Raw genomic sequence first — 12,119 nt, 5'->3', positions numbered from 1 at the left:
AACCGACATGTCCAAACACACGCTCTCCGTCCTGGTGGAGAACAAGCCCGGTGTCCTGTCCCGGATCACCTCGCTCTTCTCCCGGCGCGGTTTCAACATCGACTCGCTCGCCGTCGGCACCACCGAGCACCCCGAGGTCTCCCGCATCACCATCGTGGTGAGCGTCGAGGCGCTGCCCCTGGAGCAGGTCACCAAGCAGCTCAACAAGCTCGTCAACGTGCTGAAGATCGTCGAGCTGGAGCCGGGCTCCGCCGTGCACCGCGAACTCGTCCTGGTGAAGGTGCGCGCCGACAACGAGACCAGGTCCCAGATCGTGGAGATCGTCCAGCTCTTCCGCGCCAAGACGGTGGACGTGGCACCCGAGGCCGTGACGATCGAGGCCACCGGCAGCAGCGACAAGCTGGAGGCCATGCTGCGCATGCTGGAGCCGTTCGGGATCAAGGAACTCGTGCAGTCCGGGGCGATCGCGATCGGCCGTGGTGCCAGGTCGATCACCGACCGGTCGCTTCGTGCCCTGGACCGGACCGCATAGCGAGACCCGGCCGCCGCGTCCCCCCGCTACGTCATACGGTTGGTCCACGCGGCGGACCTTCGCACCTGCCGGGAACCTCGGGAAGACTGCGGCAAAACCCGGGAGGCTCTCCCTTGGACCACGGGAGAGTTCCGGGAAACACGCCCGCGGAAATCGCCGGGGGCCCGCGGCGGTGAACGCGGTGGATATCCGCGACAGACAACCGCGATAAACCAACAAGGAGAAGACCCAAAGTGGCCGAGCTGTTCTACGACGACGACGCCGATCTGTCCATCATCCAGGGCCGCAAGGTCGCGGTCCTCGGTTACGGCAGCCAGGGGCACGCCCACGCGCTGTCCCTGCGGGATTCGGGCGTCGACGTCCGGGTCGGCCTGCACGAGGGCTCCACCTCCCGGGTGAAGGCCGAGGAGCAGGGCCTGCGCGTCACCACCCCCGCGGAGGCCGCCGCCGAGGCCGACGTGATCATGATCCTGGTCCCCGACCCGATCCAGGGGAAGGTCTACGAGGAGTCCGTCCGCGGCAACCTCAAGGAGGGCGACGCGCTCTTCTTCGGCCACGGCTTCAACATCAGGTTCGGCCTGATCGAGCCCCCGGCCGGCGTGGACGTCTGCATGGTCGCCCCCAAGGGCCCCGGCCACCTCGTGCGCCGCCAGTACGAGGAGGGCCGCGGCGTTCCGTGTATCGCGGCCGTCGAGCAGGACGCCACGGGCAACGCCTTCGCCCTCGCGCTCTCCTACGCCAAGGCCATCGGCGGCACCAGGGCCGGGGTCATCAAGACCACCTTCACCGAGGAGACCGAGACCGACCTCTTCGGCGAGCAGGCGGTGCTCTGCGGCGGCACCTCGGCGCTGGTCAAGGCGGGCTTCGAGACCCTGGTCGAGGCCGGGTACCAGCCGGAGATCGCCTACTTCGAGTGCCTCCACGAGCTGAAGCTGATCGTCGACCTCATCTACGAGGGCGGCCTGGAGAAGATGCGCTGGTCGGTCTCCGAGACCGCCGAGTGGGGCGACTACGTCTCCGGCCCGCGGATCATCACCGACCAGACCAAGGCCGAGATGAAGCGCATCCTCGCCGAGATCCAGGACGGCAGCTTCGCCAAGGCGTGGATGGCCGAGTACAACGCCGGCCTGCCGCGTTACAACGAGTACAAGAAGGCCGACGGCGACCACCTGATCGAGACCACGGGCAAGGAGCTGCGCAAGCTCATGAGCTGGGTGGACGAGGAAGCCTGACCCCAGCGCGCACAGCGGGCACCGCGGGGCGAGGGTCCCCGCGGTGCCCAGGCCCGCGGAAGCACGAGGCGGCGGGGGTGCGCAGGGGACTGCCCGACCCCCGCCACGCCGATACACTGCACTGCACGAAGCGCGTCACAGGCTCACAGCGTCGTGCGTCTCCGCGTGGCTGCCTACCTCTCCACCGCCTCGGCCGTCGGGACGCGGCCTCCCGCAAAGGATCAGTGAGACTCCGTGAGCAAGCCCGTCGTACTCATCGCTGAAGAGCTTTCCCCCGCCACCGTCGACGCCCTCGGGCCCGACTTCGAGATCCGGCACTGCGACGGCGCCGACCGCGCCGACCTGCTGAGCTCCCTCGCCGACGTGGATGCGGTGCTGATCCGCAGCGCCACGAAGGTGGACGCCGAGGCCATCGCGGCCGCCCGGCGCCTGAAGGTCGTGGCCCGCGCCGGCGTCGGCCTCGACAACGTCGACGTGGCCGCCGCCACCAAGGCCGGGGTCATGGTGGTCAACGCGCCCACCTCCAACATCGTGACCGCCGCCGAGCTGGCCTGTGGGCTGATCGTCTCCACCGCGCGGCACATCCCGCAGGCCAACGCCGCGCTGAAGAACGGCGAGTGGAAGCGCAGCAAGTACACCGGCGTCGAGCTCTCCGAGAAGACCCTCGGCGTGGTCGGCCTCGGCCGCATCGGCGTGCTGGTCGCGCAGCGGATGGCCGCCTTCGGCATGCAGATCGTGGCCTACGACCCCTACGTGCAGCCCGCCCGCGCCGCGCAGATGGGCGTCAAGCTGCTCACCCTCGACGAACTGCTCGCGGTCTCCGACTTCATCACCGTCCACCTCCCCAAGACGCCCGAGACGCTGGGCCTCATCGGCGACGAGGCGCTGCACAAGGTCAAGCCGACCGTCCGCATCGTCAACGCGGCCCGCGGCGGCATCGTGGACGAGACGGCGCTGCTCAGCGCCCTGAAGGAGGGCCGGGTCGCCGGCGCCGGGCTCGACGTCTTCGCGAGCGAGCCGTGCACCGACTCCCCGCTCTTCGAGTTCGACAACGTCGTGGTCACCCCGCACCTGGGCGCCTCCACCGGCGAGGCCCAGGAGAAGGCCGGCATCTCGGTGGCCAAGTCGGTCCGCCTCGCGCTCGCGGGCGAGCTGGTGCCCGACGCGGTCAACGTCCAGGGCGGCGTCATCGCCGAGGACGTGCGCCCCGGCCTGCCGCTGGCCGAGAAGCTGGGCCGGATCTTCACGGCGCTGGCCGGCGAGGTCGCCCAGCGGCTCGACGTCGAGGTCTGCGGCGAGATCACCCAGCACGACGTCAAGGTGCTCGAACTCTCCGCGGTCAAGGGCGTCTTCGAGGACGTGGTGGCGGAGACCGTGTCCTACGTGAACGCGCCGCTGTTCGCCCAGGAGCGCGGCATCGAGGTCCGGCTGACCACCAGCTCCGAGTCGCCGGACCACCGCAACCTCATCACGGTCCGCGGCACCCTCACCAGCGGCGAGGTGATCTCGGTCGCCGGCACCCTGGCCGGGCCCAAGTTCCAGCAGAAGATCGTCGGGATCAACCAGCACACCGTCGACCTGGCCGCCTCGGACCACATGGCCTTCCTGCGCTACACCGACCGGCCCGGGGTCGTCGGCACCCTCGGCCGCATCCTCGGCGAGGCCGGCATCAACATCGCGGGCATGCAGGTCGCCCGCGCCGAGGAGGGCGGCGAGGCGCTGATCGCCCTCACGGTGGACGGCACCATCCCCGCCACGGTCCTCTCCGAGGTCGCCGCGGAGATCGGCGCCACCTCGGCCAGGAGCGTCGACCTCACCGACTGAGCCCCCGCCAGGCCCCGGGCCCGCCTCGCCGGCCGCCGCGGGCCGTTCCGGCCCTCTCGCGCACCGCCCCGCCGCCCCAGGGAGGCGGGGCGGCGCCCTTTCAGGCCCGAGGCCCAGGCCCCGTGCCCGGCCCCCGGCCTTGGCTCAGCCCGGCAGGAACACCGGCCGCCCGGCCGGCTTCCCGGCGTGCAGCCGTTCGAGGGCGAGGGGCGCCTCCCGGAGGGGGTAGGTCTCCACCGGCACGTCGAGACCTCCGCCGCGCGCCAGCGCGAGCACCTCGGCCAGCTCGCCCCGCGAGCCCCAGTGCGGCGCGGAGACCGACACCTCGAAAGCCGTGGTGCCCGCGCCCACCGCCAGGGCCCCGCCACCGGGGCCGAGGATCGCCACCTCCCCGCCCACCGCCGCCACGGCCCCCGCGGTGCCCACCGTGTGCGGGGTGCCGGCGAAGTCGAAGACGGCCGCCGCGCCCTCCTGGCCGGTCAGCTCCCTGACCAGGTCCGCCGCCCGCGCGTCCGCGGGAAGCGCCTCGTGGGCGCCCGCGGCGCGCGCCGCCTCCAGCGTCTCCGGCGCGGTCTCCAGCGCGATCACCCGGCTCGGGCTCAGGGCGCGCAGCAGCCGGATCGCGATCCCGCCCTCCCCCCGCGCGCCGATCACCACCGCGGTGCCGCCCGCAACCAGCCTCGGCAGGGAGCGCTTCACCGCGTGGTACGCGCCCAGGCCGGCGTGGGTCAGCGGGGCCGCCGCCACCGGGTCGAGCCCGTCGAGCGGCAGCAGGAACCGCGCGTCGTCCACCAGCAGCAACTCGGCCATCCCGCCGGGGGCGCCGAGCCCGGGCGGGTAGCGGCCGAGCCCGGCCGCCCTGCGGCAGAGGTTCTCCGCGCCCCGCGCGCACGGGCCGCAGCGCCCGCAGCCCTGCGGCGCGTACAGGGCCACCGCCTCCCCCTCGGCGAGGGCGTCCACGCCCGCGCCCAGCGCGGCCACGGTGCCGGTGACCTCGTGGCCGAGGGTCAGCGGCAGCGGGTGGGGGAAGCTCTCGGCGGGCCAGCTCATCAGGGCGATGTCGGCGGGGCAGGCCGCCGCCGCGGTCACCCGCAGCAGCACCTGCCCCGGCCCGGGTTCGGGGTCGGGCACGGTCACCACCTCGGGCGCCGCCCCGATCTCCCGGTACTGCACCGCCCTCACGGCGCCCGGCCGTCGCGGGGGGTCGCCTCGCGCTGCCGCGGCAGCGGGCGGGGCTGGCCACCCTCGCCGGTCAGCGCCGCGAAGGCGCGTTCGACGAGCGTGGGCAGGTCCGCCCGGGCACCGCCCGCCACCCACAGCTCCTGGGCCGCGGCGAGCGCCCCGGCGGCGGCGTTCACCAGCACCGCGGGGCGCGGGTCGCGGGCCGGGTCCACGCCCAGCCGTGCCGCGACCACCCGGACCGCCTCGTCCTGGGCCTCCGACCTGATCCGGCGCAGGGCCGCGAGGAGCGCGGGCTCGCGGCGGGTCAGGCGCAGCAGCTCCACCACCCGCGGCCTGCGGTGCCAGGCGGGCTCGGCCTCGTCGGACAGCCAGGCCAGGGCCGCGGCGCGGTAGGCGGCCAGCGGGGGCTCCTGGGGCGGGCGCGCCCGCAGCAACTCGTTGATCCGTTCGCCGTCCGCCCGGAGCACGTCGAGCACGGCGCTCTCCTTGCTGGTGAAGTGGCGGCTGAACGTACGCCTGGCCACGTCGGCGCGTTCGGCGATCCGCTCGACGGTCACCGCCCGCAGCCCCTCGTCCAGGACCAGTTCGAAGGCCGCGCTCGCCAGCGACTCGCGGGTCCGGCGCGCCCTGCGGCGGCGCCGGTCAAGGGCCGGAGGTCCGGCCGGTAGATCAGTGGTCACGAACCCCAGCCTACGTCTTTCGTGTCTCAATGGGACTTATGACGCGAAGAGACCTTTCCATGGCGAAATGTCACCTCGTGTCGCGTTCTGTCGTGGTCGGAAACCGGTGCCGTCCTGGGAAGGCGGGGACGGCACCGGTCCGGGCAGGGCGGCGCGCGGCGCGCGTCAGCCGCCTGCCAGCTCGTACGCCTTGTCGGGCGAGAACGAACCGGCCGGTCCGTCGCAGCCGTCGAGCTCCCCTGGCCGCTTGACCCACAGGTAGGCGTCGATGGCGGCGTTCCCGGTGTCCGCGGTCGGGTTCTGGCCCACCAGCCGGCCCGGCGGGTCGCACCACTCGCCGCCCGCGGGGCCGTTGCCGTTGCGGCTGGTGTCGACCACCGCGCCCAGGTCCGCGTCGCCGAGCGCCGCGAGCACCGCCTGGGCGAAGGCGGTCTCGTCCGCGGTGGTGTTGTAGTTGGAGACGTTGGTGTAGATGCCGTCCCCGCTCTCCAGCACCCCGGCCTCCCGGAGGATCTGCGCCATGTCGCCGGGGGAGTGCCAGGCCGAGTGGCCCGCGTCGAAGTAGACCCTCGCCTCGGGGTCGGCCGCGTGCATCGCGTCGGCGGCCTGGGCGAGCGCGCCGAAGCGCTCGGCGCGTCCCGCATCGTCGAGGCAGGTGGTCAGGGCCAGGGCGTCCGGCTCCAGGATCACCACGGCGGGGCCGCTGCCGAGGCCGGCCGCGAAGCCCTCCGCCCACTCCAGGTAGCTCGCGAAGTCGGGGGCGCCGCCCGCCGAGGCGCCCCCGCAGTCGCGGTTGGGGATCATGTAGGAGACGAGGACCGGCACCTCGCCCGCGGCCGCGGCGGCCGAGGTGACCGCGCCGACGTCCTCGGTGACGGTCTCGGGCTCGTAGTTGGAGAACCAGGTCGCCTGCGGCTGGGCGGCGATCCTGTCGGCTATCAGCGGCTGCCTGGGGTCGTCCGGATTCTCGGCGACCCATTCCTGGACCAGGCCCGGGTAGTTGTGGAAGACGGTTCCCTCCGGCAGGCCGGCGGGCGCGGGGCCGCTCTGCGCGGGGGTGCCCTGCGCCGGGGCGAAGGCGCCCAGGCTCAGCAGCCCGCCCAGGGCGGCCGCGGTGGCGGCGAGGGCGCGTCGCCGCCGCGCGGTGGTGTCTGCGGCTCGTGGGATGCGCACGATGGATCGTTCCCTTCGGGACGATGCGGACGTGGGGGGACATGGGAGCGCTCCCATAGGGAGAAGAACATAGCGGCTCCGGCGGCGTTGGTAAACCGTCGTGACGGTGCGGAAGACGGCTTCCGCGACGGGCGGGAATCCGGACGGCGGAGCGAACGGCCTCCCAGAACCCGTCCGTTGACCGAACGCATGTTTCGGCCGTGTGTCGCCGGGTAGTGGGCACGTGAATTTGGGAGCGCTCCCAGAACCGGAACCCCACAGCCGGAAGACGGAGAACGCAACGATGCATCTTCAGGAACTGGTCCACCTGCCCCGCTGGACGCTGCGCGCGCTCGCGCTGCTGTCCGCGGCGCTCCTGTGTCTCATCCCCATGGCGGACAACGCCTCGGCCCACGGGTCCCTCGTCGACCCCGCCTCCCGCAACTACGGCTGCTGGGAGCGCTGGGGCGACGACTTCCAGAACCCCGCCATGGCGGACGAGGACCCGATGTGCTGGCAGGCGTGGCAGGACAACCCGAACGCCATGTGGAACTGGAACGGCCTCTACCGCAACGGCGTCGCCGGGCAGTTCGAGTCGGCCATCCCCGACGGGCAGCTGTGCAGCGGCGGCCACGCCGAGAGCGGCCGGTACAACTCGCTGGACGCGGTCGGCCCCTGGCACATGACGGACGTGTCCTCCAGCTTCACCATGGACCTGTACGACCAGGCGAGCCACGGCGCCGACTTCATGCGGGTCTACGTCACCAAGCAGGGCTTCGACCCCGCCACCCAGGCCATCGGCTGGGACGACCTGCAGCTGCTTGAGGTCACCGGCAGCTACGCGCCTAGCAACCACTACATGATTCCCGTCAGCACCTCGGGCCTGAGCGGGCGCCACGTCATCTTCACCATCTGGCAGGCCTCGCACATGGACCAGTCGTACTACCTGTGCGCCGACGTGAACTTCGTCTGATCACCGGCGGATCCGGGCTCGGCCGCCGGCCGGCCGCCGCCGGCCGATCGCGTTCCCGGCGGCCGGGCCGTGACGCGGCGGTTGCCCCTCGCGCCACCTGAGGGGCCGTCACCCCGCCGGTCCGTCCCGGGCGCTCACCGGGTCCCGCCGGATGCCGACGCGTCCGGCGGGACCCGGCCGCGCCGCCCCGGCCGCGCGGCGCCGCGGCCAGGCCCGGCCCGCCGCGGGCGGCGTCAGTCCCGCGGGGGCGGCCCGAGGCGGGCCGCCTTCAGGGACATGTGGAGCAGGAGCCGGTCCTCGCCCTCGTCGAGGGAGAGGCCGGTGAGGCGCTCGACCCGGCCGAGGCGGTAGTAGAGCGTCTGACGGTGGATGCCGAGGGCGGCCGCCGCCTGGCCGGCGTGCCCGGCGCGGTCGAGGAAGACCTCGGCGGTGCGGGCGAGTTCGCGGTGCTCGCCGCGCAGCAGCGGCCGCACCGCGGGGTCGGGCCTGGCCGCGGGCAGCGCCGTCAGCATGCGGTACGCCCCGAGCCCCTCCCACTCGGCCACGCCGCGGAACCTGGCCGCCGCCTCCGCGCTCCTGGCCGCCGCAAGCGCCTCGCGCCAGGCCTCGGCCAGCGCGTCCACGCCGGGACGCGCCCCGCCGATGCCCACCCGGGCGCCCTCCGCGTGCAGCCGCCCGGCCACCGCGCGCGCCGCCGCCTCCCTGGCGAGCACCGCCACGACGCGCCAGGCCGCCTCCCGCCCTCCGGGCGGCGCCGCCGGGGCGGTGGCCGGGAGGGTGCAGGCGGCCAGCGCGCCGTGCAGCCCGGTGGGCACGTCGCGGGTCGCCTCCCAGCCGGTGGCGGCGAGCAGCCGAAGCCGGCCCTCCGCCGCCGGGCCGAGCGCCTCGGCGAGCGCGGCGAGGTGGCCGGGGGAGGAGGCGGGCGAGGAGGTGAGGGCCTCGCGCAGCAGCTCGCCGAGCCGCGCGCCCGCCCTGGCCTCCTCGGCGAGCAGCGCCCCGATGCGCTCCGCGGCCGCCGCGGCGGCGGCCAGCCTGGGGTCGTCCAGGGCGAGCGCGCCGTCGTCGAGCAGCCAGATGTAGCCGTAGCCGACGCCGCCGTGCCGCACCGGCAGGCACAGCCGCCCGGTGAGCACCCCGGCGGCCGGGTCGGGCGGAATCCGCACCGGGGCCTTTGCCCGCGCGATGCCGAAGCCCTCGAACCACTCCCGCACCGCGGCCGTCGAACGCCGCCTGAGGATGGACCGCGTGCGCACCGGGTCGAGCGCGCCCTCGTCCGCGCTGTCGTGCGCCCCGTAGGCGATCAGCCCGAAGTCCCGGCCCTCGAGGGTGGCCGGGGCGCCGAGCAGCGCGCAGACCTCGTCGATCAGCTCCTGGTACTCCGTGCGCATCGCCGCCGCTCACCTCCCCGCCTGGCGCCTGCCCGAGGCCCTTCGCCCTCGATTCTCGTACAGCCGCGGGGAAGCGTTCCCCGCCCGCCGCCGCCTCTCCGCGCCCGGGCGCGCCCCGCCGCCCGCGCCCGGTTCATACAGACGTATGAGATCCGGGACACGGTGGCAGGACAGCTGTCGATGGCGGGCGAAGCGGGCGATCCTTAACGTCTCGGGTGAGGCCGGGCGGACCGGCCGCGCCGGGCTTTCGCCGGCCGCACAGCCCACCGAGGAGGTGCCCGTGCTCGGACCCGCGCTGCTCGCGGCGGCCCGCAACGACGGCATCCGCCGCTTCGTCTCCGCCGCGCCCCTCACCCGGCCCGTCGTCGACCGCTTCGTCGCGGGGGAGCGGCTTGACCAGGCGACGGCCGTGGCCGCCGGGCTGGCCGCCCGCGGCCTGCGGGTGACCCTCGACCACCTCGGCGAGGACGTGCACGACCCGGCCGAGGCGCTGCGCGCCAGGGACGCCTACCTCGCCCTCGCCGAGGCCCTCGGCCGGCTCGGCCTCGGCGAGCGGGCCGAGATGTCGCTGAAGCTTTCCGCCTTCGGCCAGGCCCTCCCCGGCGGCCACGACCTCGCGCTGCGCCACGTCCTGCCCGTCGTCGAGGCCGCCGCGGCCGCCGGCACCGCGGTCACCCTGGACATGGAGAGCCACCCGACGGTCGACTCGACCCTCGCCGTCCACGCCGAGCTGCGCCGGCGCTTCCCGGAGACCGGCGCCGTCCTGCAGTCGGCCCTCCTGCGTACCGAGGAGGACTGCCGCGCGCTGGCCGCGGCGGGCGCCAGGGTGCGGCTGGTGAAGGGGGCCTACCGGGAGCCGGCGGAGGTGGCCCACCAGGCGCGCCGGGAGGTGGACCGCGCCTACGTGCGCTGCCTCGGCCTGCTCTTCGCCGGCGAGGGCTACCCGATGGTCGGCACCCACGACCCGCGCCTGCTGGCGATCGCCGAGGCGATCGCCACCCGCCGCGGCCGGCCGGCCGGGTCCTTCGAGTTCCAGATGCTGTTCGGCGTCCGCGAGGCGGAGCAGCGGCGGCTGGCCGCCCGCGGCCACCGGGTGCGGGTGTACGTCCCCTACGGCACGGACTGGTACGCGTACTTCATGCGCCGCCTGGCCGAGCGCCCCGCCAACCTCGCCTTCTTCGCCCGCTCCCTGGTCTCCCGCGGCTGACCCCGGGCGCCGGAGCGCCGGGCCCCCGGCCCGGGAGCGCCGCCCGCAGACCCCCGACCGATCCGACCCGAGAAGGAGCCCACGGCCATGGACGCCGTCACCCAGGTCCCCCTGCCGGTCAACGAGCCCGTGCACACCTACGCCCCGGGTTCCCCCGAGCGCGCCCGCCTGGAGCGCAAGCTCAAGGAACTGGCCGAGAACCCCGTCGACCTGCCGATGACCATCGGGGGCCGGCGCCGGATGGGCGGCGGGGAGCGGTTCGACGTGGTGCAGCCGCACCGCCACCGCGCCCGCCTCGGCACCTATGCGAACGCCACCCGCGAGGACGCGCGCGAGGCCATCGACGCGGCCCTGGCCGCTGCGCCCGGCTGGCGCGCCCTGTCCTTCGACGACCGGGCGGCGGTCTTTCTGAAGGCCGCGGAGCTGCTCTCGGGTCCCTGGCGCGAGACGATCGCCGCCTCCACGATGCTGGGCCAGTCCAAGACCGTGCAGCAGGCGGAGATCGACGCCCCCTGCGAGCTGGTCGACTTCTGGCGGTTCAACGTGCACTTCGCCCGTGAACTCCTCGCCGAGCAGCCCCCGATCCAGCCCAAGGGCGTGTGGAACCGGATGGACTTCCGCCCGCTCGAGGGCTTCGTCTACGCGATCACCCCCTTCAACTTCACGGCGATCGCCGGGAACCTCCCGACCGCCCCGGCCCTCATGGGCAACGTCGTCGTGTGGAAGCCCTCGCCGACGCAGACGCACTCCGCGGTGCTGCTGATGCGGCTGCTGGAGGAGGCGGGCCTGCCGGACGGGGTGATCAACCTGGTCACCGGCGACGGGATCGAGGTCTCCGAGGTCGCCCTGCCCCATCCGGAGCTGGCCGGCATCCACTTCACGGGCTCCACCGCGACCTTCCGCTACCTGTGGCAGCAGGTGGGGGCGCACATCGAGCGGTACCGCAACTACCCGCGGATCGTGGGTGAGACCGGCGGCAAGGACTTCATCGTGGCGCATCCGAGCGCCGACCCGGACGTGGTGCGCACCGCGATCGTCCGCGGGGCCTTCGAGTACCAGGGCCAGAAGTGCTCCGCCGCCTCGCGCGCCTACCTGCCGCGCTCCCTGTGGGAGGGGGGCCTGCGGGACTCGCTGGTGGCCGAGACCGAGGCGCTGTCGATGGGCGACCCCACCGACCTGTCGCACTTCATGGCCGCGGTCATCGACGAGCGGGCCTTCGCCAAGAGCAAGGCGGTCATCGACCGGGCCGCCGCCGACCCGGCCTGCGAGATCGTGGCGGGCGGCAGCTACGACGACTCCGTGGGCTACTTCGTCCGGCCCACCGTCCTGACCTGCTCGGACCCGGAGCACGACGTCTTCGTCACCGAGTTCTTCGGGCCCATCATCGCCATCCACGTGTACGAGGACGGCGCCGAGGACGAGGCCGGGAACGAGGGCGGAGACGGGGACGGGGTGGGCGGCGCGGGCGCGGCGGAGGGGAGCGCGGCGGAGCGCGCCTTCGACGCGATGCTCGGCCAGATGGAGTCGGTCGCCTCCTACGCGCTGACCGGCGCCGTCCTGGCCAGGGACCGCCAGGCGGTCGCGCGGGCGACCGAGCGGCTGCGCTTCGCGGCGGGGAACTTCTACGTCAACGACAAGCCGACGGGCTCGGTCGTGGGCCAGCAGCCCTTCGGCGGGGCCAGGGCCTCGGGCACCAACGACAAGGCCGGCTCGAAGTTCAACCTGCTGCGCTGGGTGTCCCCGCGGGTGATCAAGGAAACGCAGGTGCCGCCGACCGACCACCGGTACCCGCACATGGGCTGAGCGAGCCGCAAGGGGGCCGATCGCGTCAAGTACTAGGACGCTCAACTATTTGGAGAGACATCACCGCGGATCGTGGGTATTTTTGTGGAGGTCGATCGCCGGGCAGCGTCGCCCCCCTGTCACCGCAGGACCCCACGGGAGCTGAT

At 74.0% G+C, this 12,119-nt stretch carries 10 protein-coding genes; 6 read left to right on the top strand and 4 right to left on the bottom strand.

Features of this window, described 5'->3' with window-relative positions; genetic code table 11:
- Positions 1-7 precede the first annotated feature (7 nt).
- From ilvN to serA, 3 genes are all read left to right on the top strand, one after another.
- Positions 8-532 (top strand): acetolactate synthase small subunit, encoded by a 525-nt coding sequence (gene ilvN, locus D7294_RS16705; protein WP_120680474.1) that lies wholly within the window; start codon positions 8-10, stop codon positions 530-532.
- A 233-nt stretch (positions 533-765) separates the two neighbouring features.
- Positions 766-1,764: a ketol-acid reductoisomerase gene (ilvC, locus tag D7294_RS16700; protein WP_120680472.1), complete on the top strand. Its 999-nt coding sequence runs from the start codon at positions 766-768 to the stop codon at positions 1,762-1,764.
- A gap of 234 nt (positions 1,765-1,998) precedes the next feature.
- A complete protein-coding gene (gene serA, locus D7294_RS16695) occupies positions 1,999-3,588 on the top strand; it encodes a phosphoglycerate dehydrogenase (protein WP_120680470.1) in 1,590 nt (529 codons plus the stop codon).
- Between the two features lie 144 nt (positions 3,589-3,732).
- Here serA and D7294_RS16690 read toward each other — a convergent pair whose 3' ends face one another.
- The 3 genes from D7294_RS16690 to D7294_RS16680 all read right to left on the bottom strand — a co-directional run bounded on the left by D7294_RS16690 (position 3,733) and on the right by D7294_RS16680 (position 6,623).
- A complete protein-coding gene (locus D7294_RS16690) occupies positions 3,733-4,770 on the bottom strand; it encodes an alcohol dehydrogenase catalytic domain-containing protein (protein WP_120680468.1) in 1,038 nt (345 codons plus the stop codon).
- Positions 4,767-5,450 (bottom strand): TetR/AcrR family transcriptional regulator, encoded by a 684-nt coding sequence (locus D7294_RS16685; RefSeq protein WP_120680466.1) that lies wholly within the window; start codon positions 5,448-5,450, stop codon positions 4,767-4,769. The genes D7294_RS16690 and D7294_RS16685 overlap by 4 nt, the downstream gene beginning before the upstream one ends.
- Positions 5,451-5,615: 165 nt before the next feature.
- Positions 5,616-6,623, bottom strand: a complete 1,008-nt coding sequence (locus D7294_RS16680; RefSeq protein WP_241562420.1) for a glycoside hydrolase family 6 protein — start codon at positions 6,621-6,623, stop codon at positions 5,616-5,618.
- Positions 6,624-6,906: 283 nt separating this feature from the next.
- Here D7294_RS16680 and D7294_RS16675 point away from each other — a divergent pair, with 283 nt between their 5' ends.
- Positions 6,907-7,575 carry a lytic polysaccharide monooxygenase auxiliary activity family 9 protein gene (locus D7294_RS16675; RefSeq protein ID WP_120680461.1) on the top strand — a complete coding sequence of 223 codons (669 nt, stop codon included), beginning with the start codon at positions 6,907-6,909 and terminating at the stop codon, positions 7,573-7,575.
- 233 nt (positions 7,576-7,808) lie between these two features.
- Here the strand turns inward: D7294_RS16675 and D7294_RS16670 are convergent, their stop codons facing one another.
- Positions 7,809-8,963, bottom strand: a complete 1,155-nt coding sequence (locus D7294_RS16670; RefSeq protein ID WP_120680459.1) for a PucR family transcriptional regulator — start codon at positions 8,961-8,963, stop codon at positions 7,809-7,811.
- Between the two features lie 280 nt (positions 8,964-9,243).
- Between D7294_RS16670 and D7294_RS16665 the strand changes: the two genes are divergently transcribed.
- Positions 9,244-10,170: a proline dehydrogenase family protein gene (locus D7294_RS16665; RefSeq protein WP_120680457.1), complete on the top strand. Its 927-nt coding sequence runs from the start codon at positions 9,244-9,246 to the stop codon at positions 10,168-10,170.
- A gap of 87 nt (positions 10,171-10,257) precedes the next feature.
- On the top strand, positions 10,258-11,973 hold the full coding sequence (pruA, locus tag D7294_RS16660) for an L-glutamate gamma-semialdehyde dehydrogenase (protein ID WP_120680455.1): 1,716 nt from the start codon (positions 10,258-10,260) through the stop codon (positions 11,971-11,973).
- Positions 11,974-12,119: the final 146 nt, after the last annotated feature.

It is taken from the genome of Streptomyces hoynatensis, assembly GCF_003626535.1.
In the GTDB taxonomy this organism is placed as follows: domain Bacteria; phylum Actinomycetota; class Actinomycetes; order Streptomycetales; family Streptomycetaceae; genus Streptomyces; species Streptomyces hoynatensis.
The sequence above is the reverse complement of the archived record's forward strand: the minus strand, read 5'-3'. Positions and strand labels throughout refer to the sequence as shown.

Coding starts and splice junctions, on each gene's coding strand:
- ilvN (WP_120680474.1), top strand. CDS start 8: ATGTCCAAACACACGCTCTCCGTCCTGGTGGAGAACAAGCCCGGTGTC.
- D7294_RS16675 (WP_120680461.1), top strand. CDS start 6,907: ATGCATCTTCAGGAACTGGTCCACCTGCCCCGCTGGACGCTGCGCGCG.
- D7294_RS16670 (WP_120680459.1), bottom strand. CDS start 8,963: ATGCGCACGGAGTACCAGGAGCTGATCGACGAGGTCTGCGCGCTGCTC.
- pruA (WP_120680455.1), top strand. CDS start 10,258: ATGGACGCCGTCACCCAGGTCCCCCTGCCGGTCAACGAGCCCGTGCAC.